Origin of the sequence: Collimonas fungivorans Ter331, from assembly GCF_000221045.1 — a bacterium.
Taxonomy (GTDB): Bacteria; Pseudomonadota; Gammaproteobacteria; order Burkholderiales; family Burkholderiaceae_D; genus Collimonas; species Collimonas fungivorans_A.
Genome location: NC_015856.1, coordinates 1028383 through 1043953 on the forward strand (window position 1 = coordinate 1028383; position 15571 = coordinate 1043953).

Here is a 15571-nt window from a genome sequence, read left to right on the forward strand (position 1 = left end):
TTCCGCGGTCCGATCAATAGTTGCATCAATCAATTTTCCCGCAGGCAGGCTGTTGGGCGGGGACTAGTTGCTGACCCGCTGGTACAGGCGGAACCGCTCATCACGGTCCGATGGCCGGCGGCCGGTCCACAGCAGTTTCCAGTTGCCCTGGAATTCACGCCAGATCGCATCGTCCGATTTGACCGAGATATTGTCCTGGTACAGCAGGAAATCGCAGTGCGGCTGGCCGTATTCGCCGAACGGGATGTCGCCGAAATAGGCGAACGATGCGCGCTGCGCCGGGCCGACGTTGGTATCCACGCATTGCTTGACGGCCGGCAGGTGCTCGTCGATCTGGGCCGCCACGCCGGCGTAGCTCTTGCTGTAGTTGATCCATGGCAGCCACAAGGTGGTGAGCAGCAGCCAGCACAGGATCACGCCGCCCGAAGATAGCACCACCGCGCGCCACAGGACCGCCGGCCGGCGCGACAGGCGCCAGTTCACCAGCAGGATCCAGAACACCGAACCGAGCAGGGCGATCGCCAGCGCGATCAGGTTGAATTCCGGTTTAAAGCCGGGCGCCAGCTTGTAGACATTCTTGGCGATTTGCGCCGGCCAGCCGCTTTCCTTGGCGATCCAGGCCAGCCAGATGAATGCTGCGCAGGCGGTCAGGGTCATCACCGAGAACCAGTCCACGGCGTTGATGGCGCCGCGTTTCATGGTCGGCAGGCCGAATGCGGCCAGGATCACCAGCGGCGGCAGCAGCGGCAGCAGGATGCCTTCTTCCGGATGCGGATTGAGCAGCAGTATGATCGTCAGGCTGATGAAAAACGCCAGCGGCAAGGCGATATGCAAGGTCGAGCGCTGCTGGCGCCAGGCATACACCGCCCAGCCGGCAAACGGCCAGGCCGGCCAGGCGAACCAGATGCCGTATTTAAAGTAATACGATAAGGCGGTCCAGGTCGGCCAGCTCAGCTGGCGCAGGTTGATGACTTCCCAAACGGCGAAGCGGGCCGACGCGCCTGGCAGCAGCGCCCAGCTGACGATGAACCAGAGCGCAGCAACCAGCAGCGTGACCGGCACGGTCGCCAGCAGCATGTCGCGGGCGATGGCTTTTTCTCGCATCAGCGCCAGCGTCAGCAAGCCGCACAGCATGGCTAGCGGCAGCAGCCAGCCGCGGGTCAGGATCAGCAGGCCGAAGCTGAGCCCGAGCACGGCAGCGCTGCGCAGGCTGCGCGCTTCGAACAGGCGCACCGCAACATAGATTGAAAAGGCGACCAGCGCGACCTGCAAGCTCTTGGCGGTAGGTTCGTGGCTCTGCAGCAGCAGGCCCAGGCTGCCGAGATAAATCAGGAAAGCGCCGTCGGCCAGGGTGCGACCGAAATCCTGGGGTTCAGGCTGGCCGCCGAAGGCCAGGCGCAGCGGTTGTGCTTCGCTGCGGCGCCCCAGCAGGTAGGTGGCGTACCAGACCGACAGCGAGCCGACCAGGAAGAAGCCCACGGCCGGCAGGCGGCCTGCCAGCGGATCGCCCAGCAGCCAGCCGAACAGCTTGATGAAAACGGCGCCGATCCAGTAAGTCAGCGGACTTTCGCCGGGCATCGGCAAACCGACGATATTCGGCATCAGCCAGTCGGCGATGCTGCCGTGGGCCATGGTCCAGGCGATGCCGAAGCTCGAGGCATCTTCATTTTTCCACGGATCGCGACCGATCAGGCCGGGCAGTATGTATAGCAATCCCAGCGCCCACAGGCCCCAGCGTGGCAGTGCGCTGGTGGCGGAGGCGGGAAGGCGGACGGGCTTCATCACAATGGCGTCTGATCAATGTTGAATTGCTGGGTATTGTGCCGGATAGCGGATTACTGCGCTATTACTGAGCGTAGTTTTTGTTCTTGCTGTTCTCAAGAAGACATACACTTCTTTACGATTTCTTCAAGAGTTAGCTGCAGTGCAGCAGGCGGCGTCGACTCTTGCCCTCTTGCCTGTCTCGATAAACAAAAAAAGGCAGCCGCAGCTGCCTTTTTGAACAAGCGATCGAATTAAGTATTTGCGATCGAAGTCTTGGAACCGACAGCGCCGAATTTCTTGCGGAACTTGTCAACACGGCCAGCGGTGTCGACGATTTTGTGTTGACCGGTGTAGAACGGGTGCGATTCCGACGAAACTTCAATCTTCACCAAAGGATATTCTTTACCTTCGTGAGTGATGTTTTCGCGAGTCTGGATAGTCGAACGGGTAACGAACTTGAAATCGTTCGAAACGTCGTGGAACAGGACTTCGCGGTAATTTGGGTGAATGCCGTCTTTCATAATTGCCTCAATTGTGTGGTAGCCAATCAATCACTTCGTCGGTCGTCTTGCTTCTTGACCCGATTGTCGATCACTTGCCGGGGGTGGAAAACCGCAGATTATACAATAAATCCAGGCGCGGACTGGAAAAAATGAATGAAATCAGTGCCTTGGGGACAATTGGCGGCTATTCTGAAGTATTGTCTCTTTGGTATTTATCCTGGGCGAACATGGCGTCCGCCCAAGGCGGCCTTAGTTTTTGACAGCGGCAGGGGTCTGGTTGCCGTTTTTGCGATACAAATACAATGTTGCAAACAAGCCACATATCGCTGCGGCAGTCATCCACATGCCAGGCGCGCCCTTGTCGCCGGTGTATTCGATCAGGCCGGTTGCAATTGCCGGGGTAAAGCCGCCGAAAATCGCGGTCGCCAGGCTGTAGGCCAGGGAAAAGCCGGCGGTGCGCACTTCAACCGGCATGACTTCGGTCAGCGCCACCACCATCGCGCCGTTGTAGCTGGCGTACAGGAAAGACAGCCACAATTCGACCATCAGCATCTTCTGGAAGGTCGGGTCGGCCACCAGCCACGACAGGGCCGGATAGGCGGTGAGGATGGTCAGGACGGTGAACACCAGCAGCAGCGGCTTGCGGCCGATGCGGTCGGACAGGGCGCCCATCACCGGCAGCCAGATGAAATTCGAAATGCCGACGCAGAAGGTCACGACCAGCGCGTCGATGGTGGTCAGCTTGAGCACGCTCTTGCCGAAAGTCGGCGTGTAGACCGTGATCAGGTAAAACGAAACGGTGGTCATCGACACCAGCATCATGCCGGCCACCACCAGGCCCCAGTTGTCGACCATGGAGCGCAGGATCTCGCGCATGGCGGGTTTGTGCTTGCGCGCCATGAACTCCTCGGTTTCCTGCAGCGAGCGGCGGATCACGAACAGCACCGGCACGATCATGCAGCCGACAAAGAACGGGATGCGCCAGCCCCAGTCAGCGATTTGCGCCGGCTGCAGCCACACTTGCAGGCCGAAGCCGAGGGCCGCGGCGACGATGATCGCTACTTGCTGGCTGGCCGACTGCCAGCTGACGTAAAAGCCCTTGTGGCCCGGGGTTGCCATTTCAGACAGGTAAACCGAGACGCCGCCCAGTTCGACGCCAGCCGAGAATCCTTGCAGCAGGCGGCCGATCAGCACCAGCAGTGGCGCTGCATAGCCGATGCTGGCGTAGCCGGGCACGAAGGCGATCAGCATGGTGCCGAGCGCCATCAGCGCCAGGGTGGTGATCAGGCCCTTGCGGCGGCCGACCCGGTCGACATAGGCGCCGAGGATGATGGCGCCCAGCGGACGCATCAGAAAGCCGGCGCCGAAAGTCATGAAGGTCAGCATCAGCGAAGCAAATTCGTCGCCGGCCGGGAAAAAGGTCTTGGAGATGTAGGTTGCGTAGAAGCCGAACAGGAAGAAATCGAACATCTCCATGAAGTTACCGCTGGTAACCCGCAGGACTGTGCCGAATTTCGATTGGCTGGATTGAGTTGTCGCCATGATGTGCCGTTGCGAAATAGGAGGTTCGCAAGCATAGCATTTAGCGTGTTGTGGCGCTCTCCCTTGTAAATAAATTATAGTTTTCTTAATGCAACATTTTGCAGCCTCGGTTTGCCGCCTAAGTTCACGGATCAGCCGCTTCACATGGCAACGCCAGCTTTTGAGCGCCCGATCTTGGCCGCAGCCTGCATATGAAAAAAGCCTGGTCCATTTGCATGGACCAGGCTTTTACGATGACTGATTCTGATTAGCCGCCGCGGCGCATCATGTCGAAGAACTCGGCGTTGTTCTTGGTCGACTTCATCTTGTCGAGGATGAACTCCATCGCTTCGATTTCATCCATGCTGTACAGCAGCTTGCGCAGCACCCAGATCTTTTGCAGCTGGTCAGGCTTGATCAGCAATTCTTCACGGCGGGTGCCGGACTTGTTCAGGTTGATCGACGGGTACACGCGTTTCTCGGCGAGGCGGCGTTCCAGGTGGACTTCCATGTTGCCGGTACCCTTGAATTCTTCGTAGATCACGTCATCCATGCGGCTGCCGGTTTCGATCAGGGCAGTGGCGATGATGGTCAGCGAACCGCCTTCTTCGATGTTGCGGGCGGCGCCGAAGAAACGCTTCGGACGCTGCAGCGCATTGGCGTCGACACCACCGGTCAGCACCTTGCCGGAGGCAGGGATCACGGTATTGTAGGCGCGCGCCAGGCGGGTGATCGAGTCCAGCAGGATCACTACGTCTTTTTTCATTTCGACCAGGCGCTTGGCTTTTTCCAGCACCATTTCGGCGACTTGCACGTGGCGCGTGGCCGGTTCGTCGAAAGTGGAGGCAACCACTTCGCCGCGCACCGAGCGCTGCATTTCGGTCACTTCTTCCGGACGTTCGTCGATCAGCAGGACGATCATCACGGTGTCTGGATGGTTGGTGGTGATCGCATGCGCAATGTGCTGCAGCATGACCGATTTACCGGACTTTGGCGACGCTACCAGCAGGCCGCGCTGGCCCTTGCCGATAGGCGCGATCATGTCGATGATGCGGCCGGTGATGTTTTCTTCGCCGCGCATGTCGCGTTCCAGCGGCAGCGGCTTGTTCGGGTGCAGCGGCGTCAGGTTTTCAAACAGGATGCGGTGCTTCGACGCTTCCGGCGATTCGCCGTTGACCTTGTCGACCTTGACCAGTGCGAAATAGCGCTCGCCGTCTTTCGGTGTCCGCACTTCGCCTTCGATCGAATCGCCGGTGTGCAGGTTGAAGCGGCGGATCTGCGAAGGCGAGATATAAATGTCGTCGGTGGACGCCATGTAGCTGGCGTCGGGCGAGCGCAGGAAGCCAAAGCCGTCAGGCAGGACTTCGAGGGCGCCGTCGCCGAAAATCTGTTCTCCTGATTTCGCGCGCTTTTTCAGGATCGCGAACATCAGTTCTTGTTTGCGCAAACGCGCTGCGTTATCGATGTCGAGGCCGATTGCCATTTCTAGCAGGGCGGAGACATGTAACGCCTTTAATTCAGATAAATGCATAGGTATGAGTGTCCCGGGATGGGAAATATTGGGTGGGGGAGGGAACTGCGTGGTGTAGTTAGTAAAACACTAGTGGCGGTGCGGGCGCACCGCCACGGTTCTTATTATATATTCGAATCGATGAAGGAGGTCAACTGGCCCTTGGCCAGCGCGCCAACCTTCTGTGCCGCCGGAACGCCGTTCTTGAACAGGATCAAGGTCGGGATGCCGCGGATGCCGTGCTTGGCAGGCACTGCCTGGTTGGAATCGACGTCCAGCTTGACGATTTGCAGCTTGTCGCCGTATTCCTTGGCGACTTCTTCCAGGATCGGGGCGATCATCTTGCAAGGACCGCACCACTCAGCCCAGAAATCGACCAGGACCGGCTTGTCGGATTTGAGTACGTCTGCTTCAAAAGTTGCGTCGGAAGTATGTTTAATATGTTCGCTCATGGTTTCCTCAGTGTGAGGGAAAAAGAATCAATGTGTGCCAAGACGACTTACCATTCCTGCTTGGTGGCTGCCATCGGCGTTCCCTATTCTATTGAATAAGTGGGGATGCCGTGCGCGAATTCAAGTTTTTGTGGGTGCGGTAAGAGGTATTGCGGCGGGATATTCGCTAAATCATAACCGATTTTATGAAAATGTGTGGCTTATGTAATTGATTATGTAATTATTTGAGGCTTGTTTTTCCGGAGGCTCGCATAAAATGATAGCTAATTGTTGCAAAAATGCGAGAGCATCCATACTAGTAGCAAGGCGGCGCTGGCCGTCCTTTCAGTGAGCCACATGCCCTTAGAATCCATAAAAACCGTGCCCTCCGCCAACTTCTGGCCGGATGCTGCACGTGCTCTGCTGGCAGCCTGCCGCCAGGCCAGCGGCGACCAGGGCCAGCGCGATTTCGCCCAATGGCGCGTGGTGCTGCCCACCTTTGCCCACGCCCAGCCGCTGAAAGCGGCCTTGAGCGCGCAGCTGGGCGGGACTTTCGTGCCGCCGCAATTCTTTACCCTGTCCGGCTGGCTGGCGACCTTGCCGCCGCTGCCCAATGTGCTGCCTGCCAGCGAGCGGCTGATGCGGCTATATGCCGAACTGCGCCAGCACGGCTGGCTGAAAAAATTATTTACAGCGCGCCGTAATACCGACCTGCTGCCGCTGGCGCAGACATTGTTAGCGTTATCAGACGAGCTTACGCAAGCCTTGCTGCCCGCTTTGCACATCGATGCAGCAAACGATCCGGAGCAGCGCTGGCAACATGCGCTGGAACAGCTGTCGCCGGATGCGCGCAAGCTGCTGTCGGATGAAACGCAGCTGGTGTGGTCGATCTGGAAAAGCCAGCTGGACGCCGACGATGCGATCGCCGCGCGTTTCGCGCAAATGCTGCAGATCGCGGAAAACGCCAGCCAGCCGATGGCCTGGATCAGTTCGGTAGCGCCGGAACCGCTGGAGCAGGCTTTTCTCGACGCCTACGCCAGGCGCCAGCAAGTGCTGACTATCACTCTCGACTGGCGCGCGCCAGCACTGCTGCCGACCTATGCCCAGGCTTGGCCGGAAATGGTGGAGGCGGCGGCAGACGAAGAAAATCCTGAGGGGAAAATCGGTGGCCATGCAGTGTCGGCCGCGCTGGCATTGTGCGCTGCGCGCAGCGTCGAAGATGAGGCGGTGCAAGGCGCACAGATGGTGATCGACTGGCTGCGGGAGGGTAAGTCTAGCGTGGCGATCGTGGCGCAGGATCGTGTCGTGGCGCGGCGCATCCGCGCCTTGCTGGAACGGGCGCAGATCCATGTGGCCGACGAAACCGGCTGGAAGCTGTCCACCACGCGCGCCGCATCCGCGATTTCAGCCTGGTTCGATGTCGTCACCGCACGCGGTGAAACCACTGCCTTGCTGGATTTGCTGAAATCGCCGTTTGTGCTGAATGAAGCGCCCAGCGGCCTGCTGCACGATGCGCAGGATGGCGTCGCCAACAAGTCGGCGCTGGTGATGAAGATAGAGTTGCTGCTGCGGCGCGCCAACGTGCTCGGCGAGTGGCGCGCGGTGATCAATGCCTTGACCGCAGCGCCGGCGGAACAAAAGACGGTAGCTTTGCTGGCGCAGCAAGCCGCATTGTTCAGCGGCCGCAAGAATCTGCGCGACTGGATAGCTGCTACCGCAGCGGCGCTCGACGCCCTGGGCATCTCAGCGGCGCTCAGCGCGGATTCGGCCGGCCAGCAGATCTTGCAGCTGCTGCAGAACATTGCTCCGCCGGGGAACGATTTTGCGGCTCTGTTTTCCTTTCCCGAATGGCGTGCGCTGGTCAACCTGCAGCTCGACGACACCAGCTTCATCAGCGCCATCAATGACCGCCGGGTGGTGATGCTGCCGCTGAACGGCGCCCGCCTGCGTACCTTCGACGCCGTGCTGGTGGTGGGCGCCGACGCCGATCACCTGCCGTCGCAGCCGCAGGAGACGCTGTTTTTTGCCAATACCGTACGGCGCGAGCTGGGCCTGGCGACACGCGAAAGCCGGCAGCGCCAGCAATTGCGCGACGTGGTCGAGCTGCTGGCGATGAATCCGCAAGTGGTGTTGTCGTGGCAGGCGCACAAGGACGGTGAACCGAATCCGGTCAGCCCCTGGATCCAGCGCCTGCAGCTGACCCTGGCGCGCAGCGAGGCGCCGGCGCTGCCTGAACGGCGGGCGGCGATTGCATCGCAAAGCTTGCTGGCCACGCCTACGACCATGCCGGCGCCGGCAGCGCCGCAGCTGACGCCGAGCCGACTGACGGCCAGCGCCTACAACAGCTTTATCGCCTGTCCATATCAATTTTTCGCCAGGCGCATGCTGGGCCTGGCATCGCTGGACGAGCTGTCCGACTTGCCGGAAAAACGCGACTACGGCGGCTGGCTGCATGAAATCCTGGAGACTTACCACGAAACCCTGCGCGACCAGCCATGCCCGCTGGACCAGCGCGAATCCTTGCTGGTCGATATCTCAAAAAAACTGTTCGACAGCGTCATCGCCAAAAACGCAGCAGCCCTGGGTTATTACTCGCGCTGGCAAAAAGTCATTTCGGCCTATGTCGTCTGGGCCAATGAGCATGAAGCGCAAGGCTGGTCTTTCGTATTTGGCGAGCAGGCCTATGAAAAACCGATGGCGCTGCCGGACCGCGAACTGATGCTGCACGGCCGGATTGACCGGGTCGACGAGAACGACGCCGGCGAGCGTGCGGTGCTGGATTACAAGACCAACAACCTGGGCGTGCTGAATAAAAAACTGAAAGACCATGAAGATCATCAACTGGCGTTCTACGGCTTGCTGTCGGACCGTCCGGTTGCGGCGGCGCACTACGTTGCGCTGGAAACCACTAAAGACAAGGTCGGCGATGTCAGCGCTCCCGACTATGACGAAGCGCAACGCGCTTTGGCCGCGCAGATTTCGGTCAATGTGCAGGCGATTGCGCGCGGCGTCGGCCTGCCGGCCAACGGCGTGGCATCGGTTTGCCAGTATTGCGATGTGCGCGGTTTGTGTCGCAAGGGAGCTTGGGAATGAGCGAATCTGTGCACGCTGAGCTGCCCAGCGCCTATCGAATGAACGGCGTAGTAGTCGCGGCCCAGGACTTCACCAATGCCGCCTGCGATCCGCAACATTCGGTGGTGGTGGAAGCCTGCGCCGGCAGCGGCAAGACCTGGCTGCTGGTGGCGCGCATGCTGCGGCTGCTGCTGGCCGGCGCCGCGCCGTCGGAACTGCTGGCGATCACCTTTACCCGCAAGGCCGCGCAGGAAATGCGCGAGCGTCTGCTGGAGCTGCTGCACGACCTGGCTTTGCAGCCGGACGCCAAGGTGCGCCAGCTGCTGCTGGAACGCGGCATCGCCCAGCACGACCTGGCGCAAGTGCTGCCTGCGGCGCGCGATCTGTATGAGCGCGTGCTGGCCAGTCCGCAAAGCCTGTCGATCGATACTTTCCACAGCTGGTTCGCGCGCTTGCTGCAAATTGCGCCGCTGGCGTCCGGCGTGCCGCATGGTTATGCCTTGACCGAGAAAACCGGTGAATTGCTGGCCGACGCTTACCTGCGTTTCATGCAGTCGCTGAACGATGAGGAAAACAGCCAGGTCAGGCAGGATCTGCTGGCGCTGTACCAGCTGGTGGGCGATTTCAGCACCAGGAAATTGCTGAACGCGTTCATCGATAAACGCGCCGAATGGTGGGCCGTGATCCAGCAGGGCGTGGATGCGCCGCTGCAGTGGCTGCGCGAGCTGTGCGGCGAAGATGCTGAAATCGATGCGCGCCTGTCATTATGGGACGACGAAAAACTCCTGTCGCAGGTCAAGCAGATTGCGTGGTTGCTGGGGCAGGGTTCTGCCACCAACCAGAAACGCGCTACCGCGATTGAAATGGCGCTGACGGCGGGCGCCGCAGTAGTGAATTTCGACGCCTTGTGCCACCAGTTTTTCGACGATGCCGGCAAGCCGCGCAGCAACGGCAAGGCCAAGGATTTGTTGAAGGCGCTGGAAAACAGCCTGGGCGGCAATGCCCTCGATGCTTTCGATGCGCAATTCGACGCCACCGGCGACACTCTCAAGCTACTGCGCAAACGCAGCCACGAGCGCACTGTGCTCAGCTTGAACCAGCACCTGTTCAGCGTCGGCAACGCCTATCTGGAATGTTACCAGGCGCTGAAGGCGGAACAGCGGGTGTTCGATTTCGCCGACCTCGAATGGCAAGCCTACCGCTTGCTGACCAATCCGGAAAGCGCGGCTTACCTGCAAAGCCGGCTCGATACACGCTACAAGCACATCCTGCTGGACGAATTCCAGGACACCAACCCACTACAATGGAGCATCGTGCGCGCCTGGCTGAGCGCCTACGGCGAAGACGCCGGCCAGCCCAGCGTGTTTGTGGTCGGCGATCCAAAACAATCGATTTACCGTTTCCGCCGCGCCGAACCAAGGGTGTTCGAGGCCGCGCGCACGCTGTTGCAGCAGCAGGGCGCCACGGTATTGCAAGCCAACCAGACCCGGCGCAATGCTACGGCGATCGTGGATGTGCTGAACGCCAGTTTCTACGCCAATCCCCTGTTTTCGGCGCAAACCACGCTAGGCGAAGTCGGCGGCGAGGTCTGGCGGTTGCCCTTGATCCAGCAAGCGGACGATGAGACGGAACAACAGCCGCAAGGCTTGCGCAATCCGCTGACAACCGCGCGCGAAGAATCGGAAGACGCGCGCCGCCGCGACGAGGGCAGGCAGCTGGCGCAAGCGCTGTGGCGCGCCAGGCAAGAACTGACGGTGCGCCAGGAGCACGGCGATCGTTCGCTGCGCTGGTCGGACGTGATGCTGCTGGTGAAAAAACGCAGCCATCTGGGCGCCTACGAAAGCGCGCTGCGCGCGGCTGGCATACCGTTCATGTCGGACAAGCGTGGCGGCTTGCTGGAATCGCTGGAGATTTCCGATCTGATCGCCTTGCTGACTTTCCTGATCACGCCGGACGATGCGCGCGCGCTCGGCCATGTGCTGAAATCGCCGATCTTCGGCGCCAGCGACGACGACCTGATCGCGCTGGCGCAGCGCGGCGAGCGCGGCTGGTGGGCGCGCCTGCGGGCTGCCTCGGCAAACGCGGACGCGGCGCCGGCGCTGCAGCGCGCCACCGCCTTGCTGGAACAATGGCTGCAGGCGGCGCCGCGTTTGCCGGTGCACGACCTGCTCGACGTGATTTTGCACCAGGGCCAATTGCTGGCGCGCTATGCGCAGGCGGCTTCGCCTTTATCGCGCAGCCAGGCCATAGGCAACATCGAAACCTTTGTCGAACTGGCGCTGAACATGGATGCCGGCCGTTATCCCAGCCTGCCGAAATTCATCGATGCCCTGCGCGGCCTGCAAAACGCCGCCGGCGGCGATGCGCCTGATGAAGCCAGCATCGATGCCGCCACCGATGCCGTGCGCATCCTGACGGTGCACAGCGCCAAGGGACTGGAAGCGCCGGTAGTAGTGCTGCTGGACGCCAATCACAGCAAACCGGCGCGCGACGACTACGGCATCCTGTGCGACTGGCCGCAGGACGCGGAGGCGCCGCTGCATTTTTCCGCGTTCGGCAGCAGTGCCGAACGCGGTGCCGCGCGCGATCCGCTGTTTGCGGCGGAAGAGGGTTTCAAGACGCAGGAAGACTGGAACTTGCTGTACGTCGCCACCACCCGCGCCAAGCAGCTGCTGATCGTCAGCGGTGTCGCCGGCAGGAGCGGCGGCGTGACGGAGGACAGCTGGTATGCGCGGCTGGAACATGTACTTGAGACCAGTTTCGACGCCGTCGCGGAACACGCTTCGGCCACCGGCAGCGTACAAAGATTTGAGCAGGAAATATTCGATCCGCCGCAAATGCCGCCGGCCGAATCCGTCATCGCTGCCACCTTTGACAGCGAGGCAATCGCCGAGGGTATCGCTTTGCACGGTTTGCTGGAAAGAGTCACCCAGCACGGACATTGGCCGATAGTGCTGCCTGAGGCGGCAACGATTGCGCGCTGGCTGCCATGCCCTCCGGCGCTGGCAAAGCAGGTGCGGCGGCAGGCCCAGACCATCCTGGGACAAGCCGAGCTGGAGCATTTCTTTAATCCGGCCATGCACCTGCATGCGCGCAATGAAATGGAAATCATCGCCGACAATGCCGTGCTGCGTTTCGACCGTGTGGTGATCTTCGAGGAAGAGGTATGGATCCTGGACTACAAGCGCAATCTGCTCGACAGCGAGCGCGCGGCGTACGCAGCACAGTTGCGCAGCTACCGGCAGGCGGCGCAGGGAGTGTTCGGCGACAAGCGTTTGCGTACCGCCTTGCTGACTGTCGATGGACGTTTGTCGGAAATCGACTAGCCATTAAAAAACCCTTATTTTCGTTGAAAAAATAAGGGTTTTCCGAATCGGGCCGCCGGCTTGCAATCAACGATGGTGAGGCGCCGCGTATTTTCGTTCCAGCCGCCCAACCAGCGTCGCCAGTATCATGGTCATGGCGAAATAGACCACGGAAATCGTGATGTACGGTTCCCAATAACGCGAGTAGGCGCCGGCAACAGTCCTAGCCGCATAAGCCAGCTCGGCCAGGCCGATGGCCGATACCAGCGACGAATCCTTGAGCAGGGTGATGGCTTCATTGCCGAGCGGCGGCAGCATGCGGCGGAACGCCTGCGGCAGCACTACGTAGCGCATGGTCAGCTTGTAGCCCATGCCGAGGCTGGACGCCGCATAAGACTGGCCGCGGTCGATAGACTGGATGCCGGCCCGGAAAATCTCTGAAATATAAGCACCGGCATTGAGCGACAGGGCGACGATGCCGGAAATGAATGCGCCGTAGTCTTGCTTGATGGTGCGCGCCAGCTCGCCGGAGATCAGCAGGCCGTTGTCCTGGTGGATCAGCACCGGCATTACCGCAAAGTGGATCAGCAGGATCTGCACGAACAGCGGCGTGCCGCGGAAGAAGGCGACATAAAAGCTGGCCAGCCCTTTCAACAGGCGGAACGGCCATTTCCAGGGACCGTGCTTGACTTCGGCCAGACGCAGCATGCCCAGCAACAGACCGAGGATGGTGCCGATGATGATACTGATCACGGCGACCTGGACCGTCATGAAGAAGCCCTTGACGAATAGCGGCGCGTAGCCTTGTATGATGCTCCAGCGAAAATCCATAAGTGTTATTGAGAAGAAACGGTGCGACGGGCTGAGAGGACGCGTAACCTGGCTGGCTGCTGATCCGGGCTAAACATGAAGATAATAAAAAATTAGCGCAAAATTATACCGTAGATGCCGCAGACCGCCAAAAACAGCGGGTCTGCAGGCAGGCTACAGCTAATTACTTACCGTTGCCGAAGTACTTTTCATTGATTTTTGCGAAACTGCCGTCTGCCTTGACATCAGCCAGGCCCTGGTTGATCTTGGCCAGCAGTTCGGTATTGCCTTTGCGTACCGCAATGCCATAGTACTCTTTCGGAAAGCCGCCATCGGTGACGACATGGAAGCTGGCCGACGGATTGTTGGTAATGTAGTTCCTGACCACAGGGTCGTCCGCCACCACGGCATCGACGCCGCCGCTTTCCAGTTCTTTCAGGGCCAGCGTGGTGGAGTCGAAGCGCTTGATGCTGGGGTTGTTCTTGCCTACCAGGTTTTGCACCACTTCGTCGCCGGTAGTGGCGCTTTGGACGCCGATCTTCATGGTCTTCAGGTCATTGAACTGTTTCACTGAAGTATTGCCTTGCGGGACGGCGATCAGCTGGCTGGCTTCGAAATAAGGCTCGGAAAAATCGACCGTCTGCTTGCGCTCGTCGGTAATCGTGATGGCGGAAATCAGCAGGTCGCGGTCGCCCTGCGCCAGGAAGTTGAAGATGCCTTCGAATGGGGTCGGGATGAATTTCACTTCGATGCCGATTTTGGCAGCAATCGCCTTCATCAGGTCGATATCGAAGCCGACCACTTCCTTCTTTTCGTTTTCGGCGGAAAATGGTGCGTAAGCCGATTCAACGCCGACCACGTACAGGGTTTGCTTGGCCGCTGCCGCCGGCGTTTCTTCTTTTTTGCTGCAGGCGCCCACTGCCAGCAGGCTCATGCTGAGAGCGCACAGCGGCAGGTAGCGGCTTAACATTTTTTTCATGGTGTTCTCGTAAAAACAAGTCGGATTTATAACTTCTCGTCGGCGAAATATTTCTTGTAGATCCGGTCCTGCGTGCCATCGGCCTTGATCTGTTCCAAGCCATGGTTGAGCTTGGCCAGCAGTTCGGCGTTGCCCTTCTTGACCGCGATGCCGTAGTATTCCTTGGGGAAAGTCGGATCGTTGACGATGCGGAAGCTCTTGCCCGGATTGTTCTTGACGAAATTGGTGACCACGCCGTTGTCGCCGATCACGGCATCGACGCCGCCGCCTTCCAGCTCCTGGAACGCCAGCGGCATCGATTCGAAGCGTTTGACGCTGGGACTGTTCTTGCCGACCAGGTTCTGTGCCGCTTCATCCGCGGTGGTGGCGCTCTGGACGCCGATCTTCAATGCTTTCAGGTCTTCGAACTTGGCTACTTTCGAGCTCGACGGCAGCACGATCAGCTGTTTCGCCACGAAATAGGGCTCCGAGAAATCCATGGTCTGGCGGCGCTGGTCGTTGATCGTGATGGTGGAAATCAGGATATCGCGGTCGCCCTGGGCCAGGGCGTTGAACAGGCCGTCGAACGGAGTGTTGACGATCCTGATCTTGAGGCCGGCCTTGTCGGCCACGGCTTTCATGATGTCGATATCGAAGCCGACCAGTTCCTTTTGTTCATTCTCGGAAGCGAAGGGCGCGTACGCGCCATCGGCGCCGACCACGTATTCGGTATTGGCGGCGGTCGCCGCCGGGTTGCTGTCCTTCTTGCCGCAGCCTGCCAGGACGGCCAGCGAACACAGCAATGCCAAGGTAAGAGCCGGCAGATATCGTTGTTTCATGTTTTTCCCCGGCGGTTATTTGGCAGAGTCGGTGGCAGAGTCGGCAAAATACTTGGCGTAGATCTTGTCGTAAGTGCCGTCAGCCCTGATTGCCGCCAGTCCTTTGTTGACCTTGGCCAGCAGCTCGGTATTGCCCTTCTTGACCGCGATGCCGTAATACTCTTTGGAGAAGGCAGGGTCGGAAATCAGGCGGAAGCCTTCGGACGGATTGTTCTTGATATAGTTCTTGACCACGCCGTTGTCGGACACCACGGCTTCAACGCCGCCGCCTTCCAGCTCCTTCATGACCAAGGTCGCCGATTCCAGGCGCTTGATGTTGGGATTATTCTTGCCCAGTTCTTTTTGCACGATCTCGTCGCCAGTGGTAGCGCTTTGCACGCCCACTTTCATGTTCTTGAGGTCGGCGAATTTCGTCACCTTGGAATTCTTCGGCACCACGATCAGCTGGTTGGCTTCGAAGTAGGGCTCGGAAAAATCGACAGTCTGCTTGCGTTCGTCGGTAATCGTGATGGCCGAGGCCAGCAGGTCGCGGTCGCCCTGCGCCAGGAAATTGAAGATGCCTTCAAACGGCGTGTTGACGAACTTGATCTTGAAACCGCCCTTGTCGGCGATGGCGTTCATGACGTCGACGTCAAAGCCGACGATTTCCTTTTGTTCATTCTGGTATTCGAACGGCGCAAAAGTTGCTTCGGCGCCGACCAGGTATTCGGTTGGCGCAGGCGCTGCCGCCGTTTTCGGTTCCTGCTTGCCGCAAGCCGCTAGCGACAGAGCGAGTACGCATAGGCCCAGGTTGAAAATGCGATTCATTGAGTAGCTCCTGTAAGGTCGGTAGAGTGTTCCAGCCACGAAATTGGCATA

General features: G+C 59.6%; 11 protein-coding genes. 2 read left to right on the top strand and 9 right to left on the bottom strand.

All coding sequences use genetic code 11. The features are described from left to right. Positions 1–63 precede the first annotated feature (63 nt). From CFU_RS04510 to trxA, 5 genes are all read right to left on the bottom strand, one after another. Complete coding sequence (locus CFU_RS04510; RefSeq protein WP_041741295.1) at positions 64–1782, bottom strand: ArnT family glycosyltransferase; 1719 nt, start codon at positions 1780–1782, stop codon at positions 64–66. Between the two features lie 233 nt (positions 1783–2015). Then, complete coding sequence (locus tag CFU_RS04515) at positions 2016–2285, bottom strand: type B 50S ribosomal protein L31 (protein WP_014004858.1); 270 nt, start codon at positions 2283–2285, stop codon at positions 2016–2018. A 231-nt stretch (positions 2286–2516) separates the two neighbouring features. Then, positions 2517–3809 (bottom strand): MFS transporter, encoded by a 1293-nt coding sequence (locus CFU_RS04520; protein WP_050808470.1) that lies wholly within the window; start codon positions 3807–3809, stop codon positions 2517–2519. Positions 3810–4056: 247 nt separating this feature from the next. Next, positions 4057–5319: a transcription termination factor Rho gene (rho, locus tag CFU_RS04525; protein WP_014004861.1), complete on the bottom strand. Its 1263-nt coding sequence runs from the start codon at positions 5317–5319 to the stop codon at positions 4057–4059. A 104-nt stretch (positions 5320–5423) separates the two neighbouring features. Beyond that, positions 5424–5750 carry a thioredoxin TrxA gene (trxA, locus tag CFU_RS04530; RefSeq protein WP_014004862.1) on the bottom strand — a complete coding sequence of 109 codons (327 nt, stop codon included), beginning with the start codon at positions 5748–5750 and terminating at the stop codon, positions 5424–5426. Positions 5751–6086: 336 nt separating this feature from the next. Here trxA and CFU_RS04535 point away from each other — a divergent pair, with 336 nt between their 5' ends. Continuing rightward, positions 6087–8822 carry a PD-(D/E)XK nuclease family protein gene (locus tag CFU_RS04535; RefSeq protein WP_041741297.1) on the top strand — a complete coding sequence of 912 codons (2736 nt, stop codon included), beginning with the start codon at positions 6087–6089 and terminating at the stop codon, positions 8820–8822. Then, positions 8819–12127: a UvrD-helicase domain-containing protein gene (locus tag CFU_RS04540; protein WP_081466408.1), complete on the top strand. Its 3309-nt coding sequence runs from the start codon at positions 8819–8821 to the stop codon at positions 12125–12127. Before CFU_RS04535 ends, CFU_RS04540 begins: the two co-directional genes overlap by 4 nt. 66 nt (positions 12128–12193) lie before the next feature. Here CFU_RS04540 and CFU_RS04545 read toward each other — a convergent pair whose 3' ends face one another. The 4 genes from CFU_RS04545 to CFU_RS04560 all read right to left on the bottom strand — a co-directional run bounded on the left by CFU_RS04545 (position 12194) and on the right by CFU_RS04560 (position 15520). Then, positions 12194–12937, bottom strand: coding sequence for an amino acid ABC transporter permease (locus CFU_RS04545; protein WP_014004865.1), 744 nt, complete (start codon positions 12935–12937; stop codon positions 12194–12196). Between the two features lie 163 nt (positions 12938–13100). Continuing rightward, a complete protein-coding gene (locus CFU_RS04550; protein ID WP_014004866.1) occupies positions 13101–13895 on the bottom strand; it encodes a basic amino acid ABC transporter substrate-binding protein in 795 nt (264 codons plus the stop codon). A gap of 26 nt (positions 13896–13921) precedes the next feature. Then, on the bottom strand, positions 13922–14713 hold the full coding sequence (locus CFU_RS04555) for a basic amino acid ABC transporter substrate-binding protein (RefSeq protein ID WP_014004867.1): 792 nt from the start codon (positions 14711–14713) through the stop codon (positions 13922–13924). Between the two features lie 15 nt (positions 14714–14728). Next, complete coding sequence (locus tag CFU_RS04560) at positions 14729–15520, bottom strand: basic amino acid ABC transporter substrate-binding protein (protein ID WP_041741301.1); 792 nt, start codon at positions 15518–15520, stop codon at positions 14729–14731. Positions 15521–15571 lie beyond the last annotated feature (51 nt).

Coding starts and splice junctions, on each gene's coding strand:
- CFU_RS04510 (WP_041741295.1), bottom strand. CDS start 1,782: ATGAAGCCCGTCCGCCTTCCCGCCTCCGCCACCAGCGCACTGCCACGC.
- CFU_RS04515 (WP_014004858.1), bottom strand. CDS start 2,285: ATGAAAGACGGCATTCACCCAAATTACCGCGAAGTCCTGTTCCACGAC.
- CFU_RS04520 (WP_050808470.1), bottom strand. CDS start 3,809: ATGGCGACAACTCAATCCAGCCAATCGAAATTCGGCACAGTCCTGCGG.
- rho (WP_014004861.1), bottom strand. CDS start 5,319: ATGCATTTATCTGAATTAAAGGCGTTACATGTCTCCGCCCTGCTAGAA.
- trxA (WP_014004862.1), bottom strand. CDS start 5,750: ATGAGCGAACATATTAAACATACTTCCGACGCAACTTTTGAAGCAGAC.
- CFU_RS04535 (WP_041741297.1), top strand. CDS start 6,087: ATGCCCTTAGAATCCATAAAAACCGTGCCCTCCGCCAACTTCTGGCCG.
- CFU_RS04540 (WP_081466408.1), top strand. CDS start 8,819: ATGAGCGAATCTGTGCACGCTGAGCTGCCCAGCGCCTATCGAATGAAC.
- CFU_RS04545 (WP_014004865.1), bottom strand. CDS start 12,937: ATGGATTTTCGCTGGAGCATCATACAAGGCTACGCGCCGCTATTCGTC.
- CFU_RS04550 (WP_014004866.1), bottom strand. CDS start 13,895: ATGAAAAAAATGTTAAGCCGCTACCTGCCGCTGTGCGCTCTCAGCATG.
- CFU_RS04555 (WP_014004867.1), bottom strand. CDS start 14,713: ATGAAACAACGATATCTGCCGGCTCTTACCTTGGCATTGCTGTGTTCG.
- CFU_RS04560 (WP_041741301.1), bottom strand. CDS start 15,520: ATGAATCGCATTTTCAACCTGGGCCTATGCGTACTCGCTCTGTCGCTA.